The 14,430-nt window shown below is 62.8% G+C and carries 15 protein-coding genes; 12 read left to right on the forward strand and 3 right to left on the reverse strand.

Annotated features, from left to right (window positions below; translation table 11 throughout):
• The first annotated feature begins 15 nt into the window (after positions 1–15).
• The 7 genes from AC1DQ3_RS35610 (at position 16) to AC1DQ3_RS35640 (ending at position 6,374) form a co-directional block, all read left to right on the forward strand.
• Positions 16–768, forward strand: a complete 753-nt coding sequence (locus tag AC1DQ3_RS35610; RefSeq protein ID WP_477124805.1) for a sensor histidine kinase — start codon at positions 16–18, stop codon at positions 766–768.
• 214 nt (positions 769–982) lie between these two features.
• A complete protein-coding gene (locus AC1DQ3_RS35615; RefSeq protein WP_477124791.1) occupies positions 983–1,312 on the forward strand; it encodes a hypothetical protein in 330 nt (109 codons plus the stop codon).
• Between the two features lie 249 nt (positions 1,313–1,561).
• Entirely contained in the window at positions 1,562–2,017 is a 456-nt protein-coding gene (locus tag AC1DQ3_RS35620; protein WP_477124792.1) for a PRC-barrel domain-containing protein, read from the forward strand.
• Positions 2,018–2,516: 499 nt separating this feature from the next.
• Complete coding sequence (locus AC1DQ3_RS35625; RefSeq protein WP_477124793.1) at positions 2,517–3,077, forward strand: low affinity iron permease family protein; 561 nt, start codon at positions 2,517–2,519, stop codon at positions 3,075–3,077.
• Between the two features lie 34 nt (positions 3,078–3,111).
• The gene (locus tag AC1DQ3_RS35630; protein WP_477124794.1) at positions 3,112–4,302 is read left to right on the forward strand and encodes a DUF3182 family protein; all 1,191 of its coding nucleotides are present in this window, start codon (positions 3,112–3,114) and stop codon (positions 4,300–4,302) included.
• Entirely contained in the window at positions 4,289–5,203 is a 915-nt protein-coding gene (locus AC1DQ3_RS35635; protein WP_477124795.1) for an alpha/beta hydrolase family protein, read from the forward strand. Before AC1DQ3_RS35630 ends, AC1DQ3_RS35635 begins: the two co-directional genes overlap by 14 nt.
• 88 nt (positions 5,204–5,291) lie before the next feature.
• Positions 5,292–6,374: a DNA topoisomerase IB gene (locus AC1DQ3_RS35640; protein ID WP_477124796.1), complete on the forward strand. Its 1,083-nt coding sequence runs from the start codon at positions 5,292–5,294 to the stop codon at positions 6,372–6,374.
• A 165-nt stretch (positions 6,375–6,539) separates the two neighbouring features.
• Here AC1DQ3_RS35640 and AC1DQ3_RS35645 read toward each other — a convergent pair whose 3' ends face one another.
• Positions 6,540–7,442, reverse strand: coding sequence for a BON domain-containing protein (locus AC1DQ3_RS35645; RefSeq protein WP_477124797.1), 903 nt, complete (start codon positions 7,440–7,442; stop codon positions 6,540–6,542).
• A gap of 238 nt (positions 7,443–7,680) precedes the next feature.
• Positions 7,681–7,839 carry a DUF3309 family protein gene (locus tag AC1DQ3_RS35650; protein WP_477124798.1) on the reverse strand — a complete coding sequence of 53 codons (159 nt, stop codon included), beginning with the start codon at positions 7,837–7,839 and terminating at the stop codon, positions 7,681–7,683.
• Positions 7,840–8,269: 430 nt separating this feature from the next.
• Between AC1DQ3_RS35650 and AC1DQ3_RS35655 the strand changes: the two genes are divergently transcribed.
• From AC1DQ3_RS35655 to AC1DQ3_RS35665, 3 genes are all read left to right on the forward strand, one after another.
• Positions 8,270–10,054, forward strand: coding sequence for a SulP family inorganic anion transporter (locus AC1DQ3_RS35655; RefSeq protein WP_477124799.1), 1,785 nt, complete (start codon positions 8,270–8,272; stop codon positions 10,052–10,054).
• Positions 10,055–10,374: 320 nt separating this feature from the next.
• Positions 10,375–11,202 carry an MlaD family protein gene (locus AC1DQ3_RS35660; RefSeq protein ID WP_477124800.1) on the forward strand — a complete coding sequence of 276 codons (828 nt, stop codon included), beginning with the start codon at positions 10,375–10,377 and terminating at the stop codon, positions 11,200–11,202.
• Positions 11,199–11,807: an ABC-type transport auxiliary lipoprotein family protein gene (locus AC1DQ3_RS35665; protein ID WP_477124801.1), complete on the forward strand. Its 609-nt coding sequence runs from the start codon at positions 11,199–11,201 to the stop codon at positions 11,805–11,807. Before AC1DQ3_RS35660 ends, AC1DQ3_RS35665 begins: the two co-directional genes overlap by 4 nt.
• Here AC1DQ3_RS35665 and AC1DQ3_RS35670 read toward each other — a convergent pair.
• Positions 11,804–12,355 carry a cytochrome b gene (locus AC1DQ3_RS35670; protein ID WP_477124802.1) on the reverse strand — a complete coding sequence of 184 codons (552 nt, stop codon included), beginning with the start codon at positions 12,353–12,355 and terminating at the stop codon, positions 11,804–11,806. The two genes, AC1DQ3_RS35665 and AC1DQ3_RS35670, sit on opposite strands and share 4 nt — an antisense overlap.
• Before the next feature lie 522 nt (positions 12,356–12,877).
• Here AC1DQ3_RS35670 and AC1DQ3_RS35675 point away from each other — a divergent pair.
• Both AC1DQ3_RS35675 and AC1DQ3_RS35680 read left to right on the forward strand, forming a co-directional pair.
• A complete protein-coding gene (locus tag AC1DQ3_RS35675) occupies positions 12,878–13,054 on the forward strand; it encodes a hypothetical protein (RefSeq protein WP_477124803.1) in 177 nt (58 codons plus the stop codon).
• Between the two features lie 383 nt (positions 13,055–13,437).
• The gene (locus tag AC1DQ3_RS35680; RefSeq protein ID WP_477124804.1) at positions 13,438–14,415 is read left to right on the forward strand and encodes an NRAMP family divalent metal transporter; all 978 of its coding nucleotides are present in this window, start codon (positions 13,438–13,440) and stop codon (positions 14,413–14,415) included.
• The last annotated feature ends 15 nt before the right edge of the window (positions 14,416–14,430 follow it).

The following is a 14,430-nucleotide window of genomic DNA, read 5'->3' on the forward strand; positions in this document are numbered from 1 at the left end:
GATCGGCAGGCAGCGGTGACTGCACCCGGGGTGCGCAGCGTGGTCGAGGTCGGCGCACTGATCGAACAGTCCGCCCATGACCTGCGCTCGTCGCTCAATGCCATCCAGAGCTGGACTTATGTGCTCAAACGCGCGGTCGATGCCGCGCCGGCGCCCGCGCAGCGCGCGCTTGACGGCATACACGCGGGCATGCAGCAACAGCTGGCGCTGATCGAGGAAATGGAGGAAGCGGTGCGCCTGCTGGCGGATGAAAGTCCGCCGCAATGGCAGCAGCTGGATCTGCAGGCTGCGACCGAGCAGGCCATCGCGGACCGTCGTCCTGCAGCAGAAGCGCGCGGCGTGCTGTTGCCGCCGCTGGAGACCGACGGCGCGCCGGGATCCRCCTATCTGATCGATGGCGACATGCTGCGCCTGGTGCCCCTGCTGCGCCATCTCCTCATGCACTGCATCTGGCGTGCGCAGTCCGGCGGCTCGGTGGGGGTGCATCTGAGCAACGAGCCGGATCACATCAAGCTGCGCATTACCGAGAGCCCGCCGCTCGATCGCGAACACGGCGCCACGCGGCAGGCCACCTTGGCCGATTTCTTTGGGCGGCGTGTGCCTGGGCAGGGTTCGCAGACGTCACGGCCGAGCGCCGCGCTGCTGCTGACGCGCCGCATGTTGGAACTGCTTGGCGCGATCCCCAGCACCGAAAGCCTTGCCGGCGAGAGCGACAAAGTCTTCGTCTGCATCTCCGTGAAGTTTCCCCGCCACGCCGTACTGGCGTAAGCGCCTCGCGGCCGGTTCGTGTCCGGCAGCAGCATTCCTCCGCGTTTCCGTTGCGCCGTCCTGTAGTTTTTACCGGTGCAACGGGCAAGGTTTGCGGACGTCCCGGTGCCCGCGCAGCCGGGATTGTGCGGTCCGCACCGCTGCACGCCTCACACATGCTGACTGGCCCGCCAATTGCACTGGTTGTGGCAATCCCATCCAGGAGGACCCCACCATGCCAGACGCCCGCAAATCGTCCAAGGCCGCGACGGCGGCTTACGAGCCGTCGAAGACGCGTGCCGCCAAGTCGCACGCAGCGCCTGCCGTGCGCCCAGCCGCCGACGAGGAAAATCGCACGAAGACCTACCAGGCCGCCCTCGACGACTCGCTGGAGATGAGCTTCCCGGCCAGCGATCCGATTTCGCCCAGTGCAGCCATACATGCCGAGAAGAAGACGCAGACTGCGCGCGACGATGTGGACTGGATGCTCAAGCGCGGCAGCGAACACCAGCCTGTCGGCGCCAAGCCCGCCGGCCATCGCAAGGGCACCACTGACCGCAAGTGACCGCCACCGCGAACCTCAGCCGAGACAAGAAAGGAGCCGGCATTTCCGGTCGGTGGCGACATGCCTTCGATTTGGGGGCACGCAAATCGGGAACCGGAGTAATCGGCGGCGTACGGATCGGCGCGGCGATCGGCGCGCTGGCCGGTACCGGCATGGTGGCGGCGCTCTCTGCGTTGCCACCGTTGTCGGTAGCGCATCGCTGCAAATCAACCATCGCACCCAGAACTTTCTACAAGCAAGGAGTTGTCCATGAACCCAGTCGAACCACGCAGGCCTGGTCGAGAGCCAGGCGCCTCCATTGTTGGCGACGTTGACCAGAATACTCCGGGTCCCGGCCCGTTCGTGATGGCGGCCGACACGCTGGAAGGCAACAAGGTGGTGGACCCCGCCGGTGACAACATTGGCACCATCGACCACATCATGATCGACGTGCCAAGCGGCCGCGTGGCCTATGCCGTGATGACCATGAGCGGCTTTCTCGGCATCGGCGAAAAGCTGTTCGCGCTGCCGTGGTCCGCTCTCACACTGGACACGCGGCGCAAGTGCTTCGTGCTCGGGGTCGAGAAAGACCGCATGAAGGCCGCACCTGGCTTTGACAAGGACCATTGGCCGAGCATGGCGGATTCGCGGTGGGCCACCAGCATTCACGAGTACTACGGCATATCGCCGTACTGGGAATCCGAGCATTACGACCCAAGGGGCTGACTCCCGGGGAGCAGGAAGCGCGAACAGCGTGGGAGTGAAGGCGAAAGTCGGCGGAATTCCCGCCGACTTTCTTGCGCTCATGGTTCTCCTGCGTGAAGGAAAAGGGGCTTCGCAGGATCGTGGGGAGGGTCTTCTAGAGCGGGCTATCAAAGTGGCGGCGTTGGTCATCTGGCGGCTATGATTTCCGCGTTGGATGCGATCGCGATTCCACCCAGCTACGCGAGATGAGTTAGTGGCGGTGCTTTCGTACCGCGTTTTTTGAACGATCCCCACGTTCCATTCAGCATGACGCGCCAGTCGGCCACCTCTACCATGACGCCGTCGGCGCGCCGTGCGCAGATTTTACGGGCGGTGTGGAAACGCGCGTCCTCGCACCAGAGGGCGGGGTGCAAGTGCAGCCTTCGTTGTAGGACAGTGCCCGCTGAACCGTCGGCGGCGCGCTCCATAGAATGAAGGCAGCGTATTGCCGGCGGCGGCAGCCAACAGCCAGGAGCGGAAGATGAGCAAGCCAGCATTCACACTGCATCGGATCGACAGCGCGCCCGCACTGCACAGGCAACATCCCATACTGCATGCCTTCGATCGCTTTGCCGGGGCGGCCACGCGGCACGCGGGCTCGGCCACGGCATTCGTACTGGCGGTTGGCGTCGTGGTGGCGTGGGCGATAACGGGACCCATCTACGGCTTCTCCGAAACATGGCAACTCGTGATCAACACCGGCACGACCATCATCACCTTCCTGATGGTGTTCCTGATCCAGCAGAGCCAGAACAAGGACGCCGTGGCCGTTCACCTGAAGCTCAACGAGTTGCTGGCCTCGCACAAGGAAGCCAGCAACATGCTGATCTCGATCGAAGAGCTTGACGAGGAGGAGTTGCGCCAGCTGATCACGTTCTATCGCCAGCTGGCGCAACTTGCCGAGGAGGAGGGCGGGCTCAAGTGCAGCCACTCGCTGGACGAAGCCCGCGAGAACCACGTAGCCAAATACAGGGCACGTGCGGCGCGGCCCACGGGTGGCGGCGACGTTGTGCCTCGCGGCAGCGAAATCCTTGCACACTGAAACGGACATCCATACCCTTGGGAAGGAGACCGCCGTGCCAGACATCAGCAAGCAGCGCAGCGATGCAATGCGTCGGCGCGTGGTGCTGTACGGACACCCCGACTACGCCGATACCGGCAGCCATCAGTGCGTGACGCTCGCGCAGATCGCGCGCAAGGTCGCTGCGGTGGCCGGCTATGTGTTCGCGGGTGCCTTCGAGACATGCGAGGAGGAACGTCCGGCAGAGGCAAGGCGAGCGGCGTTGCCGTTCTACTTCGTTCCGTCGGATACGGTGGTCGGGCTCGACCATGCTGCCAGGCTTGGCATACAGGGCGCAGCCGACCTGTTCGGCGGCGTGGTGCCGTTTGCCTTCGTATCGACCAAGGCGATCACCCACGGGCTAGTTGCGCCAGGAGCCGCTTCGCCCGAGGGGTGGTGCGGCGAATTCGCGGAACGCACGCAGTACGCCGTGCTGCCCGGCTATACCGCCTTCTCCCGCGACGACGCGGCGCTTGCCGGTCGCCGGCTGCTTGAAGGCGGATCGGTGCGCCTGAAAGAGCCATGCGGAATCGGAGGGCTGGGACAAAAGGTGGTGGCAGATGCTGCCGCGCTCGACTGCGTGCTGGCGGGGATGGACAGGACGACGCTCGAAACGCACGGCATCGTGCTCGAGCGAGACCTGGACGAGCCACAGACGTGGAGCGTGGGCCAGATCGAGGTGGGCGGCCTGCGCGCCAGCTATTGCGGCACGCAGGATCTGACCAGCAACAACCGCGGGCACCCTGTCTATGGCGGCTCGACACTGACCGTGGTGCGGGGTGGATTTGAGGAACTGCTCGCACAGCCTTTTCATGCGCGTGCGCTGGCGGCGGTGCGCGCGGCAACGGTCTATCACGAAGCGGCACTGGCTTGCTTTCCGAGCATATTCCTCTCGCGCTGCAACTATGACGTGGCCGCAGGGCGCGCAGCGGGTGGCAATGGCGCGAGGGCTCATGGCCGTGCATTGCTCGGCGTGCTTGAGCAGTCATGGCGCGTTGGAGGCGCCACCGGTGCAGAACTGGCGGCGCTGGCGGCATTGCAAGCCGATCCGAAGCGCCGGCGTGTGGTGGCGTCGACTCGCGAAATCTATGGCGTCAATGCTGAAGTTCCGCCGGGTGCGGAGATCTACTTCCAGGGCGAAGACCGCCACGTCGGGGCATTAACCAAATACGCTTTGCTGGAGCCTGACGCAGATGGCAACGCATGAAGAAAACGTGGAGATCCAGTCTGAAGGCGGCAGCATCGCGGGCACGCTGATCACGCCGGCCACGAAGCTGCCCGGCGTGCTGTTCGTGCACGGTTGGGGCGGCAGCCAGCAGCAATACCTGGCGCGCGCGCGCCAGGTGGCCGGGCTGGGCTGTGTGTGCCTGACCTTCGACCTGACCGGGCATGCCGGCACTAGCGGCCAGTACGAGACCGTCAGCCGCATGCGCAACCTGGCCGATGTGGTGGCCGCCTACGATGTGCTGGTGCGCCAGCCCGAGGTGGACCGCAACGCTATCGCCGTGGTCGGCAGCAGCTACGGCGGCTATCTGGCTGCGGTGCTGAGCACACTGCGTCCGCTGCGCTGGATGGCGTTGCGCGCACCGGCTCTGTACATGGACGCAGGCTGGGAAGTGCCCAAGCGCCAGCTGCATCTTGACCAGGATCTGGTGGCGTATCGCCGGCAGGTGGTGCCTGCCGATACCAATCGCGCCTTGCGCGCATGCACCACGTTCCAGGGCGATGTGCTGGTCATCGAGTCCGAGCAGGACCAGATCGTGCCGCATGCTGCCGTCACCAGCTACGTGGATGCCTGCGTGCAGGCGAACTCGATGACCTACCGCGTGATCAAGGGCGCCGACCACGGCCTCAGCGATGAGGAGAGCCAGCGCGCCTACAGCAGCCTGCTGGTGAACTGGCTGCGCGAGATGGTCACGGGGGCGCGTGTGGGTCCGGTGGCGACCGAACGGGCGGCAGAAGCTCCTGCGCCAGCTTCCGCCGCGCCGCCACACGACGATCCGTCAGTGGCGGGGCTAGAGCCTGCCGGGCCGGAAGCAGGGCAGGCTCGGGAGATGCCGTGCGGGCGGAGGCGCCCCATCCGGCAGGCACGGCGATATCCGCGATGAAAGCCGGATCGCGCGGAGAAGACCCATAGCACCGCACCGTTGCTTCCTGCATCCGGTGCGCACCACTATCGAGAAGGAGGCGCCTGTCGTGGACAGGACCCTGCCACCGTCCGGTACCTCCGGTACCTCCGGTACCTCCGGTACCGACGAAACCCTGCGCAGCGTGCTGCGCGAGGCCGGATTGCGCTATGTCGATGATAGTACGCCGGGCATCACGCGCCGCCGCCATGGTGGCGCCTTTGCGTATTTTGATGCGAGCGGAAAACGGCTGCGCGACGTCGCGACGCTGGCACGCATCGCAGCGCTGGCGATTCCTCCGGCGTATGAAGGGGTCTGGATTTGCGCAGACCCGGCGGGGCATCTCCAGGCCACCGGACGCGACGCGCGCGGCCGCAAGCAGTATATCTACCATCCCGACTGGGGGGCACTGCGGGATTCCGACAAGTACGCGCGCCTGGCGACCTTCGGCACCGCGCTGCCGCGGCTGCGCGCGCGCGTGGCGCGGGACCTGGTGCGCAACGGCATGCCGCGCGAGAAAGTGGTCGCGGCGGTGGTGCGGCTGCTCGATGTCACGCTCGTGCGTGTTGGCAGCCCGCGCTACGTGCAGCAGAATCGTACCTACGGTATCACCACGCTGCGCCGCCGCCACGTCGCCGTGCGTGGCAGCCGCCTGCACTTCCAGTTCACCGGCAAGAGCGGCATCAGCCACAACGTGTCGGTCAATGATCCTCGCCTGGCCCGCATCGTGCGCAGTTGCTCCGACCTGCCCGGCCAGCACCTTTTCAAGTACCGTGACAGCGACGGGGAGATCCGCGAGGTCAGCTCGGCTGACGTCAACGCGTATCTGCAGGCAGCAACCGGAGGAGGCTTCACCGCCAAGGACTTTCGCACCTGGGCCGGGAGCGTACATGCGCTGGCAATGCTGCGCACGGCCGGTGCCCACAGCAGCGAGACCGCTCGCAGGAAGCAGGTGGCAGAGGTCATCGGGACCGTTGCGCAGCGGCTGCGCAATACGGCGGCGGTATGCCGCAAGTGCTATGTCCACCCCGACGTGATCGAGGCGTTCATGAATGACGAGCTACGTGGCTGTGCGCGCATCCCCATCAGCGGCCTGCGTGCTGACGAAGCGCGGCTCTTGAAACTGCTGTTGCAACGGGCGACGGCGCAATAGCCCAGCGGGCCGCGTCAGGGCACGGCCCGCTGGACGCCGCGGGGAAGGCTGTCGACCTAGCCGTGATAGGCGGCAATGATGATCCGGGTGGGACGCAGGGCGCCAAGCGGCACCGTCAGCTTGGCGCCTCACGCAAGGTGATGACCCGGGCGCGAACGCGCGAGGTCAGCTCTTGTTGAGGGTCCGGTCAGGCGAGACCGTACCCGCGTCCCCCAGCACCTCTTCGTCGCCCCCAGTGCCCGAACCCGCCGCCCAGCCGGCGCCCGGTGAGCGCGGCACACGCAGATGGTTCTCCACTTCCAGCACGCCGAAGACGGCATCGGCGATTTCCTCGATCACGTACTTCTCGCGGCGTTGGCGTACGGTACCGCCCAGCGTGACCATGCCGGCGGCAACGTCTACGGTTACATCGCCAACATCCACATACGGGTTCATCGCCAGACGTTCGCAGATATCTTCCCGTATGCGCTCGTCCGGACGGCGGTAGCCCTTGGGCCCGACCGGGCGGCGTCTCGCGGGCTCGCCGCCGCGATAGCCCGGATCGTCCGGATAAACGCGCTGCGCGCCGCTGTATGACTGGCCACCGCCGTGGCCGAGGTCACTGAAGTACCCGCCGCCAAAGCTGGGCTTGCCACCGCGCTGCGCACGGTCGCGCTCCATGCCTTCGCGCCAGTGCAGGGCACGGCCTCCGCGGACGTCGCTACGCGAATAATCTTCGGGATAGCTGCGTTCGCCGCGCTCGCGGCTGCTATAGCCGCTTTCGTCCGATGGCTGCTGGTAGTCGCCGTGGCCGCTGCTGTATGGATCGCCCCTGCCACCCGTGTCGGCCGCGCCGTATTCGCGCCGGCTCCATTGGCCGCGCTGCTGTCCTGCTGAGGTGTCCTGCTGGTACCTGGAGCTGCCGCGTGCTTCGCGCTCGCCGCGCCAGTCTTCGCCCCATTCCTGCCCCCAGTCTTCAGAACCGCGGCCGGGGTTGTGGTCCTCGCGCTGGCGCTCCCGTTCCACTTCCTGGTTGCGCTGGCGTTGTTCATCGCTCTCCCTGCTGCTGTGACTGCGGAAACTGAACATATCTGCCTCCTTGTGATGTAGACGCCGGCCGGCGGTACCTTTGATGGCGAGCGTCGGTGCGACTGTCCATGGTCATCCCGCCGCAAAAAACGTGCCGCCTTTTCCCATCATCACCTGGCGATGCAGGGTGCCTGGAACACGGTGCGCAGCGCAATAGGCTCGACATCCTGGTCAGCAAAATGCTGCTCAGCGGCATCCGCAAGGCGCCTGCCCTGCGTTCACGAACGGTCCTGCGCCGCTATATCCGGCCCAGTACCACGAGCAGCAGCACGATCAGGACCATCAGCCCCAGGCCACCGCTCGGCCAGTAACCCCATCCTGTGCTATACGGCCACGCCGGCAGGGCGCCGAGCAGCAGCAGGATGAGAACGATCAGGAGGATTGTGCCGATTCCCATATTTTTGCTCCTTGGACGTTGGCGGAAAGCCGCGTTGCTTCCGGTTTGAAGCACCAGGCCTGCCACTTGCTTTTCAGGGTAGGCCACGGAGATGGGAAGTCCCTTCGGAAGGGGACTGATATCGGTGTAGGAATGTGACGATGCATCGGTGTAGGAATGGAACGACGCAGGCGTGTTAACTCGAGAATTGGGGCATCTCCGTGGTGGGTGTGGGGAGGCAGAAGTTGTAAAACACCAGGTCCTGGCCCAAGGTATGCGAGTTCCGTCGCAAACAGTCACAAACAGAAACCCAGCGGCGATGTTCAGCGGTTCGCTGCGGACATTCGGATTCGCGCCAAGCCGGATCTAGCCGTTACGCAGCCTGCTTGTAAGCCCCTTCGTTTTGCCAGGCACTAGAATGTGAGCCGGCGCCTTTGAAGAAGGCAGGGATATGAACTGGCTCCCCAATCGTTCCACACCGGCTGCCTCAGGGTTGACTGGCCACCTGCTGCGCCTGGTCCCAGCCCTTGCGACATTGCGCCACTATGAAAGAGCCTGGCTGGCGAAGGATATGTTCGCCGGGCTCGCGCTTACCGCGGTCATGATTCCCGCCGGCATGGGTTACGCCGAGGCGGCGCATTTGCCCGCCATAACCGGGCTCTATGCCAGCATCGCGGCCCTCGTCGCCTATGCCGCCTTCGGGCCTAGCCGCTTTCTCGTCCTCGGCCCAGACTCCGCGCTGGCGGCGTTGATCGCCTCCATCGTGCTGCCGTTGGCTGGCGCCCACCCCGAGCGGGCGGCGATGCTCGCCGGCATGCTTGCGATCCTGTCGGGCGTGCTATGCATCGGGGTAGGGTTGTTCCGCTTCGGCTTTATCACCGACCTGCTATCCAAGCCGATCCGCCAGGGCTATATGAATGGCGTCGCGCTCACGGTGCTGATCGGCCAAGCGCCGAAGCTGCTCGGCTTCCAGGTGAGCGGAGACAACCTGTTGCAGGAAGCCTCGGGCCTCTTCCAGGGCCTGACGCACGGCGACGCGAACCCGGTCGCGCTCGGCATCGGCGCGGCCTGCTTACTGCTCATCCTCGGTTGCAAGCGCTGGCTGCCACGCGTGCCCGGCATCCTGCTTGCGGTGGCGGGCGCCACCGTGGCCGTGGCGCTGCTCGACCTGGACCGGCGGGCGGGTGTCCCGGTCATCGGCTCACTGCCGCAAGGGCTGCCGGTACCGCGCATGCCCGCTGTGTCGCTCGCTGAACTGCCTGCTCTGCTGCCCGGCGCGGTGGCGGTGGCGCTGATCTCGCTGGCCGATATCAGCGTGCTGTCGCGGATTTTCGCCGCGCGCGGGCAATACGCGGTGAACCGCAACCAGGAACTCATCGCCCTGGGCGCTGCCAACGTGGCTGCGGGCCTGCTGCAGGGCTTTCCCGTGACGAGCAGTTCGTCGCGCACCCCGGTTGCCGAAGCCGCCGGCGCGCGGACGCAGCTCACCAGCGTGGTTGCCGCTCTGAGCGTTGCCATGCTGCTGCTGTTCGCCCCGGCACTCTTCCGCACCTTGCCCAATGCGGCGCTGGGCGCCGTGGTCGTCGCTGCTTGTCTCGGCCTGTTCGAGATACGGAGTGTGGCGCGTTTGCTGCGCCTGCGCCCAAGCGAGTTCGCCCAATCGATGACCTGCTTTGCGGGCGTCGCGCTGCTCGGCGTGATCCAGGGCATCTTCATTGCGGTGGCCCTCGCGCTGCTGGCGTTCATCTGGCGAGCCTGGCGGCCCTACGATGCCGTGCTGGGCCGCGTCGACGGCCTCAAGGGCTACCACGATATCGTCCGCCACCCGGAAGCACGCTGCATTCCGGGGCTGGTCCTGTTCCGCTGGGACGCGCCGCTGTTCTTCGCCAACGCGGAGATATTCCGCGACCACGTGCTGCGCGCGGTGAGCCAGGCCTCGACTCCCACCCGGTGGGTCGTGATTGCCGCGGAGCCCATCACCGATGTCGACGTCACCGCCGCGGAGACGTTGGCGGAGTTGCACAAGGCGTTGAGCGAATGCGGCATCGAGTTGTGCTTCGCCGAAATGAAAGGCCCTGTCAAGGACCGGCTGAAGCGCTATGGCCTGGTTCCCGCGCTCGGCGCCGATCGCCTCTTCCCTACCATCGGCGTGGCAGTGGACGCCTACCTGGCGCAGCACAAAGTCGAGTGGCGCGACTGGGAAGACGAGGCAGCAGCCATTCGGCGCAGCTATTAGATTCCGCCACGCTTGGAATGCCCGGCTTGCGCGGGGCGGCAACTGTCGGCACGTCATGTTGCCCCCTCACGTGATGGGGGAGGCACCCTGACGGGCAGGCGCCTGCTGCCGGGCGAGGGGGCCTATGCTGAATGCCGGTTGAAGGTCTTGCTGGCAACAATCACGATGCAAGTCTCGCCCAACTTTGGTCAGGGAGACTGGAACGAAGGCCGAGCCGGTTGCACCCCGTCCGGCAGATGGCGATCGCCAGTGTGGTCTACCATAGGAAGATAATTCCGCACGAACCTCTGCCAACCCTCATTCCTTGGAGGTGATGCGCGATGAAAAACGGCATCAACACGAAGGCAAGGCTCGCGTTTGTGGTGTTCCTGCTTATTGCGATCTCCGCTGGGGCGGCCTGGTATGACTTCTCCGTAAGTCACTACGCGACCTACCAAATCTATACCAAAGATTCGGTAACCGGTCTCATTGCCGATGCCCCAGTCGAATTCCACGGCGTCGACGTGGGAAAGGTGAAAAGCATCAGCCTCGTCAATCCGCGATCAGTGAGCATCGTCGTGAGTATCGACAAAGCTGCGCCGGTTACTTCGGCCAGTGTCGCGACGATTACCTCCAGAGGACTCGCGACACGAGGATTCACCGGCTACGTCTACATCTCGATCGAAGACGTCGGCAGCGATCCGCGGCCGCTGACCACACAGCTGGGAGCGCGCTATCCGATCATCCCGGCGGCACCGTCGAACATCATGACGCTTGACACGACGCTAAATCAGGTCAGGGAGAACGTTCAGATCATAACCGGCCTGCTGGTAACGGTACTCGACACCAAGACTGTGGCGTCACTGAAGCAATCTGCCGAAAGCTTGCAGCTAGCGACCAATGTACTGGCGAAGAATACTGAGAAGCTGAACTCTATTGTTGCCAATACCGAACGCGCCAGTCAACGCCTTGAGCCGCTCCTACAATCGAGCCATGACACAGTGAGGGCGCTCCAGACGCAAATCCTGCCAGAAGCGTACAAGGCTCTGGCAAACATTGATCATCTGTCCACCTCCCTCACGGAGCTCACTACCAAAGTCAATCGAGACCCATCAAGCTTGATTCGTGGTACTGCTTCGCCACCACCGGGACCGGGGGAGAAGAAATGAAGGCCTATATGGGCAAAGCGATTTTCGTCACGCTATGCGTCATCCTGTGTTCGGGCTGTACCTTGCTTTCGCCAGTCAATATTGATACAAAAAAATATGTGCTGAACAGAATTCCGCTCGATCTGCCCGTCGGGCAGACCCACTCCGCAACCTTGTTGGTTCTGCCGCCAGAGACCGATCCGATCTATGCCACAACGCGGATGCTCTACACGAGCCAGGCCTATCAGATCGCGTATTTCAGTCACAATGAATGGGCGGAGACACCTTCCGAGATGATTCAACCTTTGATCGTCGAGACACTTCGGCACACGCACTATTTTAGTGAGATTTTGTCGGCCCCACATTTCGGCCGTCACACATACGCCCTGCGCACCGAGATCTTGGAATTTAAGCAGGACTTCAGCTCGAACCCCGCGATTCTGCGACTCACCATGCGCTTTTACCTGAGTCGGGAGGTAGCGGCCCAGGTTATTGCGACCAAGGAACTGTCGGTGCAGGAACCCTTGCGGGATCTGACCCCCTACGCGGGAGTCGTGGCCGCCAATGAAGCGATGGTGAGTATCTTGCGGGAACTCGCCAAGTTTACGATCGAGAAGGCACACTAAGGCAACATTCTGCGTAAGGTATCGTCCTTGAATACAAAATGGTGTCTTAGTGCTGCGCTCACATGAACGAATATTAAAAGGATGAGCATGTAGCCCAGCCATTTGTGTAATTCGATGAATCGATGAAACAGATAGTCGTCACTATCTACAAGATCAGGCAGGGTGAAGATGCCAAAGAATGATACCGGAATGCCAGCCGCAGACGACATGACCCAGCCGCTGACAGGAAGCGCGCTCAGCAGCGCATAGAAACAAAGGTGGACAAATCGTGCAGCTATTTTTTGCCAGTCCGGTAAATGTGCCACCAGTTGCGGAAGTACTTGCGTGACACGCCATCCCAACCGGGCGACCAGTAAAACAAATGCGAGTAGTCCGACCTCCTTATGGTAGAGAATCAGCATGATTTTTTTCGTATTGAAGCCGACATCCGGAAGCGTTACCATGTAGAGGCCCAATGCCGCAAGTCCGATAACGAGAAAAGCCATCGACCAGTGGAACAGGATCGCTATAACTCCATAGTGGCCTTCGGTGTTCTTGATCGAAGTCATCGCGCACCTTCCATCAATCTAGATTCCTCCCGGCCGGAGCCAGCCGGATAACGCCACTCCAGCCCTCGACCAGTCCCCGCCACACAATTCAACCAGCAGATTGGGCCCCTGATCTGCTTCATCGAAGCAAGTTGGATTGCGGTCTCGATAATGATAGCTCGGCGGCAAGGCACTGCACTGGTTCTCGGGATGCCGTCCCAACCGTTGGCATGGGATCCCGCCGTTCAAGCGAGCGGCTGGCTGCAATACCATCCCATACCGTCTTGGACCAACCGGCTTCAGTCAACCCTTGACCACCGTCTCGTCGGCTTCGACAGCTTTGGCGGTGCAATGGGATGAACTACACCACGATGTAATTTATCAGCCGCACCCAGGAAGTCAGGGAATCACTATTCCCAGCGGCTTTTCTTTATCCGAGCTTGTCATCGGTGCCGGTTTGCAAGTGCCCTGCGCCAGGCACATATCTTGCGGGTTGGAGCATAGCTCAAACGTTCGTAACCGTCACCACACAGGAGCTCGACGATGACAAACGAGAATGGCAGGCCCGATTCGAAGCCACAGGCCAAGCCCCGTGCCCGCGGCCATATCGAGCAGCCGGGAGAAGGCCGCAAAACCACGCAACCGGGCGAGCGCGACCCGCAAAGCGAGCAGCCCGCGGATCTGGTGAGCACCTCCCGCGAGGTGATGCTGGAGCGCTAGCGGCGGCATTTGCAGCGGGTAGGGCGTGTAACTATTCTTCGCCAGGTAGAAGAATCCATGAGGTTCCATTCTCGTCAAACCGGTGAACCCGGCCCTGCTTATTGAGTTATTGGCCGCGATGCCTGCCGCCTGATCCCAACCCTGACAGTGCTAAACGTGAATGTTGTCGATGATCTTCGGTGGCTGCAGGCCCCGCACGATGGCAGAATGGCGGGCGAGAGAAGACGCTCAAGTTTTGCTTGACCAAGTTCCAACCCGCCTTGGACGGTAAGCCGACGCCTGCAGCTGTTTAGGACATTCACTGACTGCGTGGCCGCCTCGGTTCCTTACACTTGCTCCAACGGACCAATCTGATTTCCACGGTTCGCCTTGGGAGCGATGCTATGGAGTCAGGTCGTCTGCCAGTAGAAGCAAGATCGCGATGGCTCAATCGCCTCGGTCCGGGCGTGATCACGGGCGCATCCGATGACGATCCGAGCGGTATTGCAACATATTCGCAAGCAGGCGCGCAATTCGGCACTGCGATGCTGTGGAGCGTGCTTCTGACCCTTCCGCTCATGATTGCGATTCAGCTGGTAAGTGCCCGCCTGGGCAGGGTGTCCGGGAGAGGTATCGTGTCAAACATCAGGCGCCACTACTCGGCGCGGTTGGCCTATCCCTTTGTTCTCTTGGTAATCGTGGCCAACACAATCAATGTGGGCGCGGATGTAGCCGCCATGGGAGAGAGCCTGGCGCTGGTGGTCGGGGGACCAAGCCGCGTGTATGCCGCACTGTTCGCATTGCTCTCACTGTTGCTGCAGCTTTTCTTGTCCTATCGCAAGTATTCCGCCTATCTGAAGTGGCTCGCCCTGACGCTCCTGGTGTACGTGCTCGCGGGCTTCGTGATCAAGGTGGACTGGCCAGGCGCCATACGGGCCGCGATAATCCCGCAGGTAATCTGGTCCAAGGATTATTTCAAGACCTTGCTTGCGGTGTTCGGCACTACCATCAGTCCTTACCTGTTCGTGTGGCAGGCTGCATCCGAAGTCGAGGAGGTGCAGCTAGATGGCGCTGCACAGCCGCTCAAGGAGGCTCCAGCCCAAGCGGGCGTCCATCTCGATCGGATCGCCATCGATACGTACGCCGGGATGATCGTGTCCGCGGTGATTGCGTTCTTTATCATGATCCTCGCTGCGTATGCGCTTCACCGGAACGGCCTCACCGACATCGAGACCACATCCCAGGCGGCTAGTACTACTGTGTTAAAAAATAAGGCATTATTTGCTTATCTTCAAGTGAGTTACGAGGAAAGCGATGGAAGCCTCTACGAAACGGTTCGAGGAGTACGTGTCTCTAATGGCCCAGTCGCTTGGGCATGCTGATCGCGTGGAGCCGTT

The organism is Cupriavidus sp. 01T418 (genome assembly GCF_056398885.1).

Excerpts from the sequence above, each read along its gene's own strand:
- AC1DQ3_RS35615 (WP_477124791.1), top strand. The coding sequence starts at position 983 with ATGCCAGACGCCCGCAAATCGTCCAAGGCCGCGACGGCGGCTTACGAG.
- AC1DQ3_RS35620 (WP_477124792.1), top strand. The coding sequence starts at position 1,562 with ATGAACCCAGTCGAACCACGCAGGCCTGGTCGAGAGCCAGGCGCCTCC.
- AC1DQ3_RS35625 (WP_477124793.1), top strand. The coding sequence starts at position 2,517 with ATGAGCAAGCCAGCATTCACACTGCATCGGATCGACAGCGCGCCCGCA.
- AC1DQ3_RS35635 (WP_477124795.1), top strand. The coding sequence starts at position 4,289 with ATGGCAACGCATGAAGAAAACGTGGAGATCCAGTCTGAAGGCGGCAGC.
- AC1DQ3_RS35645 (WP_477124797.1), bottom strand. The coding sequence starts at position 7,442 with ATGTTCAGTTTCCGCAGTCACAGCAGCAGGGAGAGCGATGAACAACGC.
- AC1DQ3_RS35650 (WP_477124798.1), bottom strand. The coding sequence starts at position 7,839 with ATGGGAATCGGCACAATCCTCCTGATCGTTCTCATCCTGCTGCTGCTC.
- AC1DQ3_RS35655 (WP_477124799.1), top strand. The coding sequence starts at position 8,270 with ATGAACTGGCTCCCCAATCGTTCCACACCGGCTGCCTCAGGGTTGACT.
- AC1DQ3_RS35660 (WP_477124800.1), top strand. The coding sequence starts at position 10,375 with ATGAAAAACGGCATCAACACGAAGGCAAGGCTCGCGTTTGTGGTGTTC.
- AC1DQ3_RS35665 (WP_477124801.1), top strand. The coding sequence starts at position 11,199 with ATGAAGGCCTATATGGGCAAAGCGATTTTCGTCACGCTATGCGTCATC.
- AC1DQ3_RS35670 (WP_477124802.1), bottom strand. The coding sequence starts at position 12,355 with ATGACTTCGATCAAGAACACCGAAGGCCACTATGGAGTTATAGCGATC.
- AC1DQ3_RS35675 (WP_477124803.1), top strand. The coding sequence starts at position 12,878 with ATGACAAACGAGAATGGCAGGCCCGATTCGAAGCCACAGGCCAAGCCC.
- AC1DQ3_RS35680 (WP_477124804.1), top strand. The coding sequence starts at position 13,438 with ATGGAGTCAGGTCGTCTGCCAGTAGAAGCAAGATCGCGATGGCTCAAT.